Consider the following 15,773-nt stretch of genomic DNA (forward strand, 5'->3'; position numbering starts at 1 on the left):
AGTCCTTTTCATTACACGCTAGTGACGTGCACCCGGTCGTTTTTCTTCAGGCGCTGGCGGGATAACCGCTTTGCCGCCTTTTTTAATATGCTTGTAGTTCACGACCGTCTTATTCTTCATATCTTCAACCAGTGAGGCATCATCAGGCGAAAAACTGTCGATTGTCAGCATTGCCGCGTTGGCATAGAGCTTTTCAACCGTGCCTTTGAAACTCAATGGCACATCTTTTGCTTTACGAACTGATACTTTATCACCAATAACGATTTCTTGTGACACAGAAAAACCTCCTTAAAGGCATTCGCCAGCAAATTCGCCGTGCGGGCTTAACTTACTGGCGGGTAAGTGCTTACTTGGTGGCCTGCACTTTCACTTTGATCGGTGCATCCAAGTCAACCGAATCACTGAAATGTTGCAACAAATAGCGCTGCATAGCGTCGCGCGCTTCTCGCTTAGTCATCTGATGACAGACCCGGGAAGAATCGTGCCGATGCCCCCATTTATCCGTATACTGACCAACGACTTCATAATCACGAAGATGTGCTGCAAATAACATGATTCCTCTTGACCACCTTTATTAATTGTACCATGAGTCGGCACACGTTTTTGTATCACAAGAAGCATTTATACACCCTAGAGGCATCAGTTTCAACTATTCTAAGAAAAAAGTTTATAAACTGCTATTGACAACGCTGGTGGCCTTGATCTTGCGGCTTTTTACGGCAGCACTCGATGCTGTAATCCTCATTTTAGAGGCCATGCAACTAACATCGTCGTTAGCTACCCGACACTTTCTTTAACTTGATTTTGTGTTGTTGGTAACTGCGTCGTTTGACTGCGTTTCATGCGATTGAATGCAATGACTGTGCGACCAATTAAATCCTGTACGTTTACTTGATCCTGCGGCTCATAATCAAGAATTTCGACCAATGCAAAATTTTCATAGCATTTCTGAATGCGACCAACAAAATCATGTTCCATATTGCCATTCGCACGACATAAAACGACCATGCCTTCTTTTGCCTGCTTCATGATTAAGTTCCCCCTTGTTATGTGTTGAGCTAAGGTTAACAGGCCGAAAGTTTTATCGTCAACATAAATGATCAATTATATATAAATTTTCATAATTTCGTCACAATCCCGCCAAAAGGCAGTTGAATGCGCTTTTATTTTTTGACTTTAATTAAAAAAGTTCTCAAAATATTGACAAGCCAACCGCCTCTTTTTACTGAAAAGTGTTGCTTTCATCGATTGAAAAGACGACACCACTTGCAAAAGACGCCCTGCTTCAGTATTGACATCTTCACTGAAAAAGCCAACGATAAGAAACAATAGACTCCAAACAAGGCGATGATTTTCGTGGATAGGCACATTTTTGGTGCAACTTTCTCTTCACTGCGGTCAACCAATTTCCGCCGCTTCTGGATTGGCCAATGTATCTCTGTCATGGGAACTTGGATCCAACGAACAACGCAAACATGGTTGGTCTATCAAATGACCAAATCTGCATTTCTGGTTGGCTTGCTCGCAGCGGCTCAATTTGTTCCTATCATGGCACTCACCTTAATCGCCGGTACGCTCATTGATCGCTACCCCAAACGACGGATTCTTTTGATGACCCAATTTGGTTTTCTAATCTTGGGTGCTGCCATGACGATCATCACTTTTCTAAAAATTGTTCAATACTGGCAAATTCTGGTAATTGCCTTAGGCTATGGCATTCTTCAAAGTTTTGATACGCCAACTCGACAATCCTATGTTATTGAACTTGTTGGCAAAAAAGACCTCATGAACGGGATTTCATTGAACTCTTCCATTTTCAATTTGGCAAAAATTGCGGGTCCTTCCATAGCCGGGGTGCTCATGGTCACCATAGGAGTGGCGCCGTGTTTTCTAGTTGACACCTTGAGTTACATTGCCATTATTATTGGTTTATTGATGATTCATCAGCAGCATCCTGTTGCCAGTCACACACCGCGCCACATCATTGCTGATGTCAAAGAAGGGCTTGCTTACATCGTCCACCATGACAACGTTAAATTAAGTGCCGAATTAATGATGATTATTTGCACACTGAACTTTAACAATAATGTCATCATCCCCATCTATGCGCAGGAAGTTTTAGGCCGTGGTGCACAAGGCTATGCCAATCTGCTATCAGCAACAGGGATTGGCTCACTGATTGCAGCGTTCCTCATGAGTTATCTGGCTCGGTTTGGCCTACGCCGCGATTTATACCTTCTAGTGGCATTAGGGACGGCCTTGGTTCAATCGCTGATGATTTTTGTTCACGTTTATTGGTTGGCGATGATTTTTATGGTTGTCATTGGATTTTGCAACATGGTTTTCTTGAATCAATCCAATGCTGCTTTTCAGTTCTCTATCCCCAATGAGTTGCGTGGCCGGATCATGAGCGTCTACGTTCTGCTCAACCAAGGTTCTACGCCCATTGGCAGTTTATACGTCGGTGGTTTAATGGACATGGCTGGCGGCCTGTGGGGGTTTCCTTCCTGTGGTTTGTTGGCGTTGCTGTTAACCATACCGATCCTGCTTAGCCATCAAACAACAGTTAAGCATTGGCTCCATGCTTAGACCGTAAAAAATGGCGTTGACACAAACTATCTGTGATCGATAGATTGTGCCAACGCCATTGCTATTCAAAATAAACTTTCAATTTTTCCGGATCTGCCCATTGCCCAAAACCTGATACTTAATCGTGGTCAGTGCGGCTAATCCCATTGGCCCACGAGCATGCAATTTTTGTGTGCTGATGCCGATTTCGGCGCCAAAACCAAATTCATAGCCATCCGTGAAGCGGGTCGAGGCATTCACGTAAACCACGGCGGCATCCACCTGCTGTAAGAACTGCTGACTATTTTGGTAATTGTCTGTGATAATCGCCTCACTGTGCTTTGTATTATGCGCATTGATGTGTTGAATGGCTTCTTCTTCTGAGTCAACGACCTTAACGGCCATAATCAGGTCATTGTATTCCGTATCCCAGTCTTCAGCGGTAGCAGCGTGCATACTCGGCACGATGGCGCGGGCACGTTCATCGCCGCGTAATTCAACGCCATGATCTTGCAAGGCTTTAGCAATGACTGGCAACTGTTCATTTGCCACATCAGCGTGAATCAAAAGCTTCTCGGCTGCATTGCAGACAGATGGCCGTTGCACCTTGGCATTGACAACAATCGCCACCGCCATTTGCAATTGGGCATGGGCATCAACATAAATGTGACAATTGCCAGCTCCGGTTTCGATCACCGGAACCGTTGCCTGTTCAACCACCGCTTTAATCAACCCTTTGCCGCCTCGCGGAATCAGCACATCAATGTAGCCGTTTAAGTGCATCATCTGAGTGGCAACGGCACGGCTAGGATCGGTGATCAATTGCACGGCATCACGCGGTAACCCTTTTGCTGCCAGCGCATCTTGTAAAACTGTCGCCAACGCAAGATTGCTGTGTAATGCTTCCTTGCCACCGCGTAAAATGACCGCATTGCCGCTTTTAAAGGTCAGGGCAGCTGCATCCACCGTCACATTTGGCCGCGCTTCGTAAATCATGCCAACAACACCCAATGGCACGCGTTTCTGAGCAATCGTCAAGCCGGCTTCGTTCACCCACGCCCTGTCCGTTTGCGCAGTCGGATCATCCAGTGTGGCAACCTGTCGTACCCCAGCTGCCATGTCGGCAATGCGTGCCTTCGTTAACGCGAGCCGATCAACAAACTTTTCCGGCAGGGCGCTCGCAGCTGCAAGATCAGCCTTATTTGCCGCCAAGATGGTATCGGCATGCGTCTCCAGCGCAGCTGCCATCGCTAACAAGCCGGTATTTTTCTGTAGTGTCGTCAATTGGCCAAGCGTCATCGCCGCCGTTTTGGCTGCCCGCCCCATCTGTTCAAGATCAATTGTCGTTGCGTCCATATCATCGGTCTCCTTTTTTAGTGCACGCGAGCAAGCTTCTGTGTCTGCCAACGTGATATGAGCCGTTTAAAAGTGCTACTAAAACCTACTATTGAAAACTTTGACTGACACTTGCTGCTTGTTTGGGCTGACCGAACCAAGTACCGACTGGGTCGCCGGCCAAGATTTGTAAAACAATCCGCGGATCACGACCACTAGCAAGCACCATTTGTTTGCCAGCACGCATCATCGTCTTGGCGGCCTTCAGTTTTGTCACCATGCCGCCGGTCCCGAAGCGCGTCGAACTGCCGCCTGCAGCTGCCAGCACTTTGGCAGATAGCTGCGTAATCGTCGGCATGAGCGCAGCATCCGGATGGCGATTCGGGTCACGGTCATACAACCCGTCAATATCTGAAAGGACGACCAACAAATCAGCGCCTATTTGCTTAGCCACTAGCGCCGACAATTGGTCATTATCACCAAATGTCGTGCGATGATCCAACTCGTCAACCGCTACACTGTCATTTTCGTTGATCACCGGAATCACTTGCTGAGCCAATAACGCATCAATCGTGTCCAGCACATGCTGACGATTCATCGGATAATCAAATACATCATGTGTTAGCAGCAATTGGCCAATTTTCGCACCATAATCACTAAACCGCTGCGTGTACAAGGTCATCAATTCCGACTGGCCAATCGCGGCAAGCGCTTGTTGCTCGGCAATGACAGCTGGTCGTTTCGACATGCCTAGTTCCGCCATTCCCACGCCAATTGCGCCAGAGGTGACTAACACCAGCTCATAGCCTTGATTATTCAGCGCCGTCAAAGCGTAGGCCAGTCGATCAATGGTTTGCAAATTGACTTTACCATTTGGATGAATCAGGCTACTCGTGCCAATCTTCACTACTAATCGTTTACATTGCATCGCCCGTTTTGCCATTGCTACCTCCGCTGAATGCATACTTGTCGAGAAATCTAATCTATCAAAAAAAGCACCGCCTTGATCGAGACACCCGTTAAGGCGGTACCATTCTCGTTCAAAGCAATGCTTTGCGCTTTTATCGTTATTTAAGTTTTGTGAGACTCATCATACAAGCTTGGATTCGCGCACATTTCAGGACTTTCAGCGATTGTCCTGATCTCTGTGAGGCGCTACTATGACTTGATGAAGTGAATTGTATGCGGGCAATGACGAAAAGTCAAGCGCAGGTATTCCGAAGCGTTGATTACCGCTTATACGCACGCCTCATCGTTACTCAACTCCGAGCAAATAATTGTCTAAGGTGTGCCCCTAGAAGAACCAAGAACCCACTGAGACTGCCACAAACTAAAATAAACTGAAAAGGTTGGCTAACCCCTTTAAAGAAAAGCAGGTAGCAAGCCACCACGATAAAACTCACGGTTAAAAGCAACGCATTTGCCATTTTGTTTTGTTTCTTTTTCGCGCGCATAAATCATACCTCCAAGAACTGCAAAAGATTTTAAAACGACACAATGCTTTCAAAAACATTGTATCGTACAAGGAAGCATCTAAGCGGGTTCAAAAATAAACGTTGTATTTTCGCCGATAATCGTGTGTCACTGCTATCTCGACAACCGAAATTTAGCGGGGATTAAAAACTCTTTTCCCCATCAAGCCAGCCAACCATTTACTGAAATAAGGGCGAAAAATATAAACTAGGCATAGGCAGTGTCAACAATCGCTCACTGCCGCGTCACCGCCACCCGAAAAGCGTAAATTCTAGGCAGTTCCTCTCCTGTATGAATGGCCTGACCATTGGCCGTGATGCCAGTGCGCTTCACGTGAATCTTGACAGGCAGCGGCATTTTGGTCGCATATGGTCGCGGCAAAAGTAGGCGCTCACTGTAAAAAGTCCCAACTGGTAGGTTCTTGGCGATGGCAACAATACCGTGCCGATCTGCTTTTACCTTATAGGCTTCTTTAGAAGTTAATGGATTCCCAACTGACCGCCAATGACCATCCGTTGTTCGATAGCGGCGGCGGCCTGAACTGTCGAATCGATAAAAAGCAAAGATGCCGCCAGCAAGTGGTTGCTGCGTGCCATCCGGAAAGACGGCTAGTTGTTGAAAGAGTGGTCTAACCTTCTTGGCCTCATAAACTGCGGCAACATGATTGGCTTTTAATGGCAGCGGCTCACTTTCCGCTGAGCCGCTTGGCATGCCCAACATCACCAGCAGCATGCCAAGCGCCGCCAGTCCTTTTATCCCATATTGACGCATCCCCACACCCCCAAAATAAGTCAATTAATATTGTAATAATAACTTTATCATTTTGGCCAAACGATGTGCGAACAAAACAGGTGTTATTAAAATTGCTGGTTTCTGAGGCAAACAAAAAGCAGTTTCCGCGATCACCTTCTGATTGCAAAACCTGCTTTTGGCTTCTCTCTTACTGTCAAGCCATGCAATTACTGGACTTGGCCTTTTTTAACCAACACTGGCAAAATAATGACCCGATCCATGTAACTCGGACGATGCATGAAGGAGCCTGCTTCACGATAAGCTTTGGCACCACTTTCAAAGATCATCGAAATGTGCTTCTCAGAAGGATCAAGGCTGATTTCTTCAACCGAGTTTGGCACGTTAATAATTTTAGATCCTGACTTTGGTGCAGTGAAGTCTAGTTTGGTCCAGCTTTTATTGCCCGGAACCCGAATCCAGATTTTGCCTGGTGCGCTGCCATTTGACTGACTGAGCAACGTCAGCCCACTTTTGGCAATGGCAATGCCTTGAAGCCGATCCCAGCCATTGTTATACGAATTAATGACTTTCTTTTGAATCAGCGATTTAAAGACCATGTTAACTTCTTGATCGAGTGTTTTGCCGGCAAACTTTGGTGCAAGTTCCAAAGCCCATGCTTTCATTTGCTTCATCGTGATGGGTGCTGGCAGCCCATTTGCATTGAGCGGTAAGGCAAGGATCGAACGGTTCTTTTTGTTCTGACCATATTTAACAAAAACCAATTGATTGTTATACAGGGCAATCGCTGAGGTCCGTCTTGCCAAATGAAGTTCAATCCGGGTTGACTTTATCGGTTGTTGCGTTGCTTTAGCCGAATAGGCATCGATTTCGCGCTGTGACACATAACTGATACCAGCACCTGTTGTCTGCGCGGCATCATCAGACCAAAGCAGCCGCTGATGGTCGATGTCGTAAGTGATACCACCAACGTGCGATTTGCTCCTTAAAATTAAGGTTTTATTGTACTTAGCATTATGCTTGTTCACCTGAACAATGATTGAATTCAGTTTGTGATTACCATCATACAAGCTCATATAGATCGCATCTTTGGACTGGGTGACCCCCTGAGGCACCCAGTTATTGCCAAAACCCGCTTTTTTGGTTTTAGCATTGATCGACCAAGCACCGCGAAGTCCAGGAATCACCACTAATTTGGCATCGGTGGCCGCGCGTTTTTCAAGCGGATCTGATTGCCCGATAGCTTTAATTTGCTTAATTGCCGCGCTTTTGGACTGCAACGGCCGCGGATCAGCTTCCCATCTTTTAACATCACTTGGCTGATCAACTAACTGGCTGTACTGATAATGATCAATCAACGCCCAGCCGCCAAAGCCAAGTGCAACGATACCGATGGCTGACAATACCGTCACCCAAACCCATTTTTTCAACATGCATACACTCCTTCATATCAGAATTATAATATATTTGAATTAACCACGCGATTATATTACTCGGTAATTGCCAGAAAAAAGCAAAAGGCGGCCTTGATCGTTCTTGAAAAACCGTATCACTTTTTTGTCGAATGCTACTTCAGGAATAACTTTTGGCCATGTCACGGAAAACAGGTCAGGACATCTTTCTCAGTCGGCAAAATAAAAGCGAACAAATTTCTACTTAAAGGAAATTTGTTCGCTTTTGCCTGCTCATAGGTTATTTATTATGATTTTAAAGACCGGAGTGCCAAGGCGGAGCAATCGTAGGCCAGATGGGACTCAGCCGTGCAAACAACACAGCGACCGGTCTTTGTCGCTGATGTTGTTAGGCGACTTCGAGACCGCGGGCTTTGCGGGCTCAAAGCGCCGTCACAGCGTTCCAGCCCCAGCTGGCCGGAGATTGCGGAGTTTGGCACGGCAAGGAAATTTTAGCCAAGCATCTCCCTGCGATTATTCGGAGTTTAATGAATCACGAGTCCTACGTTGGAATTATGGTGCACCCTCTTTTTCACAAAATTGGTCAATCGAACTTGTCTTCCTGACCTTTTATGACCTACGCTGTCGGCGCAAGTAACGGCGGGCTAACCAGACGATCAGCACAGCTAGCAACAGCACACCGCCGATAATTGCAGCGCTTTTCCAAAAGCGCCATTGGTCAGCGGCTTTTGCTGCTTGTCCCAACGATTCAGTATAGGGCACGCGTTTACCAGTGACCAACAAGCGATGCGAGTTGATCATGTATGGCGTGCACGTCATGAGCGTTGCTAAATCCTGACCTGATTCAATCTGCAAGCTTTCAGTCTGATCTGGTTTCACAGTTTGAATGCGAAAGACCTTGTATGCTAGTTTCTTGCCGTTAACTTCAATCAGAAACTGCTGACCTTTCTTGAGCTTCTTCAACCCCGTAAAGTAGCGCTTGGTTGGCAAGCCGCCATGGGCCGAAATCACTGTGTGCGTATTTTTACCGCCGCGCGGATAACTAGTACCCGGTAAAACAACGGCGCCTTGATCAAGTAAGGTGTTGTTGGTGGTATCAAATAGTGGCAAGTCGACTTCTATTTTCGGAATCGCAATTCGCCCAATTAAATGCTTTTTAACATAAGCCTGCTTGACTTTTTGCTCACTGTTAAAGGGGTCTTGGCCGGGTCGCAGGCCGGTTTCGGCGAGCGCGCGATTCTCAGAAGCGCGTTGTGCATCTTGGGCTGCGGCATTTTTGGCTGCTTCGCGATCGGCTTCAGCACGACGACTGGTCATGATGACTTCATTGATCGCCGTCGCCGCAAAAGGGTAGCAGAAGCAGGCAGCCCCCGCGGTGAAGAGGATGATCACGAGCCAGCGCAACAGCCGGTTCGACCCTTTCGCCTGCTTAGCCATAGGCGATCAGGCTTTCTTGCCGGTTTGCTTCTTCAAATAGTAACCACCGCTCATCAAGACGATGCCGATCAGCAGAAATGCGAGCAGTCCCATCCCGCCGGTCATCGGCAGCAATGTGCGTACGGGGGTGTTTGTGATGCGAACGATTTTCTCGCCCCACGTACCTGCAACAATCTCAAAGTCCGTGGTTGGATCCGTGATTTCATAGCCATCAGGGGCATCTGTTTCAATCAAGGTATAAGTCCCTGGCAGCATCCCTTGAATCGACAGGTTAAATGGTTTTCCTGCGCTAGTGGTCAGTTCGGTTGCATCAGCTTTCGTTGTCGTCCAAGTGATCTTGCTTGGGGCATAAGCGCCTGTCATACCGGTGACACCTTCAAGCACAGCATATTCTTTTGCATTGCCAGTTTGTCGCTGAATGATGAACTTTGCACCAGCCAACGACTTGTCATCGGAACCAGTTTCATATTTGAAAAACTTCATCCCGCCAGTCTGAATTTCCGGGCCGTTAACGGTGATTTTGGTATCAGGATCAAAAGAAACAACTGCTGTGTTCCCGATTTTTTGATCAGGTACCATCTTCTCGTTCACGATCCCCGTATAGCCAACGGTCACCCGTTTACCGGCATACTTCGTCAACAAATTACGAACGGCATTGGCGTCTGATCCGCCTAAGAAATCTAATTTGAAGCCGAATGGATAGTTGCCATGCGCGGTTTGCCATGCCGCGTCATTTGAGGTCATCAGCGCGATTTTGCCTGTTAAGTCGTTCAAAATATTTTGACCGTCCACAGTCACTGCGGTTAGTTCTTTAAACGTCAAGCCGGCTTTGGTCATGTAATCCAGCACTTCAAATTGATTGTACTTGAACACGCCGGATTGATTATCCGCCATTGCGCCAATGTCATGGGGAATCTGAAATTGGATATTGTAAGTCAACACATCACCGACAGCAACGTCATGTAAGTCTTTAGCGGCAACTGCTCCGCCATTGATAGCATCTAAATGTTTGGTAACCACACTATCCTTAGGGTAAAGATGGATATTGGTTAAGTCATTGCCATTCTTGTCACGCACCGGCAGACTCACGATCATATCAGCTGCTTTTTGATAGGGCTGAGGCGTCCATGTTTCACTAAAAGCATAAACGCTGTGCCGACCACCGGTTTTAGCTGGCAGTTGATTAAAAACTGCCAACCCATCTCGACCCGTCGTGATTTCTGGCGCATTTTGATCTTGAAGATTTGTATAGTTGCCCAGATTCTGCGACATCATCGCCGCCGCAGTCTCTTTATCGTGTGTCTCTAATAGCTGATAAAAAGCATCTGTAACATTAAACACTTTGAATTTTGCACCGACAACTGGGGTTCTGCCAGTGAGACCTAAATCATGGCCAGTGTTTTGAATCTTTTCATCTGCAGTTTGTTCAATTTTGTGAAGGGTAAATGCAACCTGGCTTTCGGCAGCGTGAACGGTTCTGCCAGCGCCCAATAGCGGTAGTAACACGCTCATGAGCATCAAAGCGGCTAATAGGCCGTGTCCGATCTTTTTTATCGTGGCATTCATGGGTGGTTCCTCGCTTTCTTATGCTTGATCAGGAAGTAAGTTGCCAATGTCAGGAGTCCTATACCGATGAGAACGAGACTTAGGTTTTGCCAGTCAGACATTGCCGGCAAATATCCAGTTGCGCCTGCGCCAGTCGGTTTGTCTGACTGATCAGACTGGCCTGTCGGCGGTGTCGGGTCGGATTCGCTTGAAGTGCTGCTGCGATCTGTATAGTTATAAACTCGGGGATTACCGATACTAATCATTTCCGGTGTCACGATCCCGCCGATGTTTTCTTTCATCGGCTGGCCGTCAATCAGTACATAACGGTAATTGTCATCATCATCTAACCAAGAGTCGGGAATTTCGATTTTAATCGCCCGACTTTTTTCGTCCAATTCATAACCTGGTACTGACTGTAATTCTTCAAAATAATACGTGCCCGCCGACAAGAATCGTTCACCTGTGTTCACTAAACCGTCTTTGTCCGAAACAAATTTATTCACACGATCATCATGAAGAGCATCGGTTGATGCAACCCATTTGTTCTTCAAGTCAGTAGCTGGTGACAAGTCGAGATATAGTTTCTGACCGTCCACGATTCGGTAGATCGCGAAAATGGCCCCGGCTAATCGCCGACTCGTCCCGTCAGGATGAACGCCGAATTTAAAGAAGTACGGGTCCCGGACATAACCGACGTTCTTGGGATAAAGATGCACGGTCGACATTGGGTCACCTGAAGTCGGATCTTTTACCGGAAAAACAATCAGCATCGGTGAGCTTTTTCTTTCCATGTCAACGTTCAGATCGGTGGAGAAATCCAACGCGGTTTCAATCAGCAGATACGCTTTCTCGAAGCTGCCTTGACCAGTGTCAACTGTGACGCGTCCAATCCCGTCTTCACCAAGATTTTTATCGGTGGCGGTGTTAATCAAGCCAAGTCCTTTATTCCCTTGACCTGCAAGTTGCAGGTTTGCCCGCGCAAACTTAAGTGCCTGCTTGCGAGTCATATTTTGATACTTTTCGATCAGTGCCTGAACGTCATCCGGTGTCATATCTGACTTCAACAAGGAACTAGCATCGTAAACTTCAAAATTAGCGCCATTCAGACCACTAGTTTTGCTCAACAGTTTATATCCAGCCTTATCGGGGTTTTCCGGATCAATTATCTGACCGTCATTGTCATACCAAACATCTTCAGGTTGCCGCACATCTCGGTAAATGCGTTTATGCAAGACAATTTCGGCAGTGTTTTCAGCCGCGCTGACTGGCTGAAGACCAAGCAGCGTGCCAACTAATAGGAGGAGTGGGATAACCCACCATAGCAATCGTAGTCGCATCTTAACGCGCCTCCTTTCGCTTGAGCACAATGGCTAGCAGTAATCCGCTAGCGCCGGCCACTAATGCCATTAGCAGAAATAGCACAATGCCCTTGCCGCCTGTTTTCGGTAACAAACTCTCAAGGCTGTGATTGACGACTGTAAAGCTAATGCGATTAACCTTGTCGCTGGCGTCCGGCTGGAATTTAAACTCATAATCATCAGTCGTGAGATCACTGCCGCTGTATTTTAAATCAACCATGGTGCCGGTTTGATTGATCTTAAATGTGAATACCCCCGCCAATTTATCGAAACCCTCAGGTGCTTTGGTTTCAACTAACCGGTAGCTGCCAGGGGTTAGCTGATGATCAAAAAGCAACCGCCCTTCATCATTTGTGTTGTCCGAAGCAACCGGCTCAGTCTGACCATCGCGATACAGTGCAAACGTAGCCTTGGCTAATGGTTTGTTACTTTTATTGACCTTGAGTAACTCAAGGTCAGTTGGTTTCAACTGATTAACCACCGTGTTGTCGTCCCAAATCTCCCCTTGCCGTCCAATCGTCACGTCACCATTTTCAGCGACAATTAAGTCAAACTCTGGTTGGAGCAAGTGTCCTGGTGACATCACTTCGGCAACGGTGTACTTTCCGGGGCGTAAACCGGTGAAGGTCGCCTGTCCTTGGGCATTGGTGACCGCTTCCTGCAATGGCTGGCCAGCTTGTTTCAACGTAAACTTAGTTCCTTCAAGTAAAGCGCCATGCTGATTCTTTTTAGTGATGCTGGCGGGAAAACGATTCAGCGGGTCTAAATGCACATCCACCTCGTTAGTTTCCTTGCTATAGCGCTCTTTCGTATCGAAGAATTTCACCACCGCGCTGTTGGTCATTGTCACGCGTTGATCGATGGTGTCAGGATCGAGGGTTGGCCGAACCTTGAGTCGCAGTGAGAAATAGCCGCTGTGGAAGTAGATTTTCTGCACATCTGCTCGGCCAATCGTCAGCGTGATACGTTGGCGGCCCTTTTCCTCAGTCACCTCAAACGATGAAACGCCAGACGTCAGTGTCATGGCCCGATCTTTGTTGGGTGCATCAGGATCAGTCGCGTTAAAAAGTTGAAAGGCTTGTTCATAAGTCGGTGGCCCATTGTTCTGATCCGGAATCAATTCAATATTTTCCGGCAATAAATCCGTCACCGTGATGGTCGTCGGCTTTACCACATAATCGCCCATGCTGTACACTTCTTGGTTGATGTAGTAGTAAAAAGGTTCGCCTTGGTAATGCTCATTGACCACCTGATTGTGGAGATCGTTTGACGTCCAAATTGGCTTGTTTTTATCCGCCTTGGCGCCACCGCCAGCAATCGCTTGTGCGCTGACACTCTTGTTGTTGGTGACATTCGGGTCAATTAACTCAATCTGTCCGCTGCCATTGGCGACCCATGTACTTCCACCGCTCGAAAAGGTTCCTCGCTTAAACGTGTGACTCGTACCATTCAGCGTATAAGCCACAGCCCCGCGGCCAAATGTTGGCGCGCCGAGGCGGTCCTCCCACTCACTTAGATTGTCATGATCAATCGGATCAACCCAGTTCCCCCATGTTTTCGAGGTATAGCCTTTCTGACCAGTGCCCCGTTCGCCAAGATTCTCTTGATCAAAAACGTCCTTGTTCGCGGTAATCCAGTTACCTTCTTGAAACTGCCAGTCAGTGACATAATCAGCATTGTAAGTCGCGTTGATATCTGACTGCTCAGTCCAAACGAACTCGCCTGGGTTCAATGATGTAAAGGTTAAAGTCGAATTCTGATTCAGATCACTTTGCGGAATAAAATTCAGCCGCTTGCCGGTTTCTTTTTCATAAAAGACCACCCGCCAGTCATAGTGGAGGACGTTAGCGAAGGACATCCCAGAAAAGAAATTGTTCGAGAAGTCGATGCCGACATCTGTTGGCGTTGGTGCCCATTCAACGCGGCGCACATGGATATTGGTCATTTCCACATAGGCCCCGATCTCAAAGTGTCGACCATTCAAATCACTGGCCGAACCTACATGATTGATATCGACTTTAAGCTTGGCATCCAAAACATTAGACAAGCCATCTTCTTGGGTAATCACGTCTTTAAAAATGACCGCTGTTGCTGAAGAACTCGGCACATAATCTGTCGAGACATTTTCTTTCATGGCAGTTTGGCTACCGTATTTACTGCGGCTGCTACCGTTTGGCTTTCGGTAAATCTGAGCCGACCCAATCGGAAAGTCAGAACCATCTGCCTTCGTGACCTGAATTTTGGTTTCACCCAACGCTGCACGCGGCAGGATGAGACTGTGTGCATCCAAGCTGTCTGTGCCGGGTTCGCTCACATGATCGTTCACGATCGGACCCGGCAACTTCAGATCTAGATTCAGCGATACCACGTGATCAGTGCCATTGAACCCGTCTAGACTGAGCTTGAAGCTTTTTTGCTTTTGTTCCTCACTCGAGAGCTCCTTCGTCATCTCATATTCATATTCAGCCCAGTTATTGTTTTCAAACACATGATTTATTTCACCATTCGTATGAGCGGGTTGTGACACTATATCTTTAAATGGCGTCACAACAACTTTTTGTGTTCTATTCTCACTCCACGGCTTGACGAGTTTTAGCTTCACCTTGATTTCAGCCTGCTGCATGTCGTATGTGTAAGTCACGACATGCTGGCCGACCGCCGCTGTCCATTGCCCGCCATCGTCCAAAACAACATCTTGTCGATCAAGGCGGTTGGTCAACTCCGGCATCTCCGTTTTGACGGTTTGGTTCTCAGAACTGCTCATTGCTGCACTTGTCTGTTTCTTGTCAGACTCAATTGTGTCTTGGCTAATTGCCGCTTGTCCGCTCGCATCGTTCTGGTGTGAGGATGGATCGGATTTTGGCGCCGCACGGTCATGTTCGGTGATGTTTGTCTCACCGTTGTCGGCTACAGGGACAACGGCGCTGCCGACCTGGGTCAGCATCAACATCGCCAACATGACGATATGGATCAACTTCTTAGGCATCTGTGCGCCTCCTTCCATTGTTTCCGGCGTCTCTCTTCTTCCAACACCAGCTTAACAAGTTGACCCCGCGCAAAGGAATGATAATGTTCGTTATTTAACAAGATATTTTTAACAGTGCATACTTATTGACATTATAGGTATTAATCTGTACATATAATGTAAAAAGCTCTATTTATAGGTAAATAAGGTCTTCAAACCCAAAAGTAGCCTTGAAACAGCCGGCGTATTGCCAGTAAGTTTCAAGACTACTTATAGGTTATTTATTCAACTAATTAGTTTAAGCTTTGATGATTTTCCCAACTGCAATTGGTAAAGTAACGTGGGCATCGTAGTTCATGACAGTTCCTTGAACAGTAGCCGGTAGCTTCAAGGTATCCGGCACACCATGAATATAAATGACCCTTTTATCGAGCTGCAAATCGTCACTGCCAAAAGCGGCTTTAAACGCTGTCTGCAATTCCTTCAGATCAACGAGTTTGTCATAAGCATAGTGACCTTCTGCATCAGCCACTGGGTAACTGTCATTTGGCACATGCATCTTGGCCGGTTCAGCGTCAAATGGCACCATCGTTGTACCGGAAACCGGTTCTGTTTCTGGCAGATCAACGAAACCGTCACCATTAGCATCTTGTGCCGCTGTGGCGATTTCTGCTGGCTTACCATCCGGGAATCCGTGGAAATGTTCCCAATGCTGCACATTAGCAGGTGTATCAAACATATCGATATGAATCTTCATTTGCGCACCATCAATCGTGAACGTCGCGGCACCGTGCGCTGCGCTGCCAATCTTCTCAGCGTTCAATGGCACAATTTCTGCTGTATACTTTTCAGCCATGCAAACCACTCCTTTTAGATTTAGACTCAGTTTCAGCATAGTGCTAACTGGAACGACTCACAATCTATTGC

14 protein-coding genes are annotated in these 15,773 nt (G+C 47.0%); 1 reads left to right on the forward strand and 13 read right to left on the reverse strand.

Translation table 11 applies throughout. From position 1 onward, the window contains the following. Nucleotides 1-18: 18 nt before the first annotated feature. From AC07KQ_RS11360 to AC07KQ_RS11370, 3 genes are all read right to left on the reverse strand, one after another. Nucleotides 19-276 carry a hypothetical protein gene (locus AC07KQ_RS11360; RefSeq protein WP_003567286.1) on the reverse strand — a complete coding sequence of 86 codons (258 nt, stop codon included), beginning with the start codon at nucleotides 274-276 and terminating at the stop codon, nucleotides 19-21. Between the two features lie 70 nt (nucleotides 277-346). Continuing rightward, nucleotides 347-553 carry a hypothetical protein gene (locus tag AC07KQ_RS11365; RefSeq protein ID WP_003567288.1) on the reverse strand — a complete coding sequence of 69 codons (207 nt, stop codon included), beginning with the start codon at nucleotides 551-553 and terminating at the stop codon, nucleotides 347-349. A gap of 224 nt (nucleotides 554-777) precedes the next feature. Beyond that, complete coding sequence (locus AC07KQ_RS11370; protein ID WP_480156563.1) at nucleotides 778-1,029, reverse strand: hypothetical protein; 252 nt, start codon at nucleotides 1,027-1,029, stop codon at nucleotides 778-780. Between the two features lie 327 nt (nucleotides 1,030-1,356). Between AC07KQ_RS11370 and AC07KQ_RS11375 the strand changes: the two genes are divergently transcribed. Further along, nucleotides 1,357-2,589, forward strand: coding sequence for an MFS transporter (locus AC07KQ_RS11375; RefSeq protein ID WP_013246023.1), 1,233 nt, complete (start codon nucleotides 1,357-1,359; stop codon nucleotides 2,587-2,589). 78 nt (nucleotides 2,590-2,667) lie between these two features. Here AC07KQ_RS11375 and AC07KQ_RS11380 read toward each other — a convergent pair whose 3' ends face one another. The 10 genes from AC07KQ_RS11380 to AC07KQ_RS11425 form a co-directional block, all read right to left on the reverse strand. Continuing rightward, complete coding sequence (locus AC07KQ_RS11380; protein WP_003576247.1) at nucleotides 2,668-3,924, reverse strand: glutamate-5-semialdehyde dehydrogenase; 1,257 nt, start codon at nucleotides 3,922-3,924, stop codon at nucleotides 2,668-2,670. A gap of 88 nt (nucleotides 3,925-4,012) precedes the next feature. Beyond that, on the reverse strand, nucleotides 4,013-4,846 hold the full coding sequence (proB, locus tag AC07KQ_RS11385) for a glutamate 5-kinase (protein WP_003588744.1): 834 nt from the start codon (nucleotides 4,844-4,846) through the stop codon (nucleotides 4,013-4,015). A gap of 316 nt (nucleotides 4,847-5,162) precedes the next feature. Then, nucleotides 5,163-5,357 (reverse strand): hypothetical protein, encoded by a 195-nt coding sequence (locus AC07KQ_RS11390; RefSeq protein WP_003567298.1) that lies wholly within the window; start codon nucleotides 5,355-5,357, stop codon nucleotides 5,163-5,165. A gap of 253 nt (nucleotides 5,358-5,610) precedes the next feature. Next, a complete protein-coding gene (locus tag AC07KQ_RS11395; RefSeq protein ID WP_013246024.1) occupies nucleotides 5,611-6,147 on the reverse strand; it encodes a hypothetical protein in 537 nt (178 codons plus the stop codon). Nucleotides 6,148-6,335: 188 nt separating this feature from the next. Continuing rightward, nucleotides 6,336-7,559: a hypothetical protein gene (locus tag AC07KQ_RS11400; protein ID WP_013246025.1), complete on the reverse strand. Its 1,224-nt coding sequence runs from the start codon at nucleotides 7,557-7,559 to the stop codon at nucleotides 6,336-6,338. Nucleotides 7,560-8,147: 588 nt separating this feature from the next. After that, a complete protein-coding gene (locus AC07KQ_RS11405; RefSeq protein WP_013246026.1) occupies nucleotides 8,148-8,975 on the reverse strand; it encodes a class C sortase in 828 nt (275 codons plus the stop codon). Nucleotides 8,976-8,981: 6 nt separating this feature from the next. Continuing rightward, nucleotides 8,982-10,541 carry a SpaH/EbpB family LPXTG-anchored major pilin gene (locus AC07KQ_RS11410; protein WP_480156564.1) on the reverse strand — a complete coding sequence of 520 codons (1,560 nt, stop codon included), beginning with the start codon at nucleotides 10,539-10,541 and terminating at the stop codon, nucleotides 8,982-8,984. Then, nucleotides 10,538-11,860, reverse strand: a complete 1,323-nt coding sequence (locus AC07KQ_RS11415) for a pilin N-terminal domain-containing protein (RefSeq protein WP_016386628.1) — start codon at nucleotides 11,858-11,860, stop codon at nucleotides 10,538-10,540. Before AC07KQ_RS11415 ends, AC07KQ_RS11410 begins: the two co-directional genes overlap by 4 nt. Before the next feature lies 1 nt (nucleotide 11,861). Then, nucleotides 11,862-14,867 (reverse strand): SpaA isopeptide-forming pilin-related protein, encoded by a 3,006-nt coding sequence (locus tag AC07KQ_RS11420; RefSeq protein ID WP_289420785.1) that lies wholly within the window; start codon nucleotides 14,865-14,867, stop codon nucleotides 11,862-11,864. A 277-nt stretch (nucleotides 14,868-15,144) separates the two neighbouring features. Continuing rightward, on the reverse strand, nucleotides 15,145-15,702 hold the full coding sequence (locus AC07KQ_RS11425; protein ID WP_003580832.1) for a hypothetical protein: 558 nt from the start codon (nucleotides 15,700-15,702) through the stop codon (nucleotides 15,145-15,147). Nucleotides 15,703-15,773 lie beyond the last annotated feature (71 nt).

It is taken from the genome of Lacticaseibacillus sp. YLM2-1 (assembly GCF_056583465.1).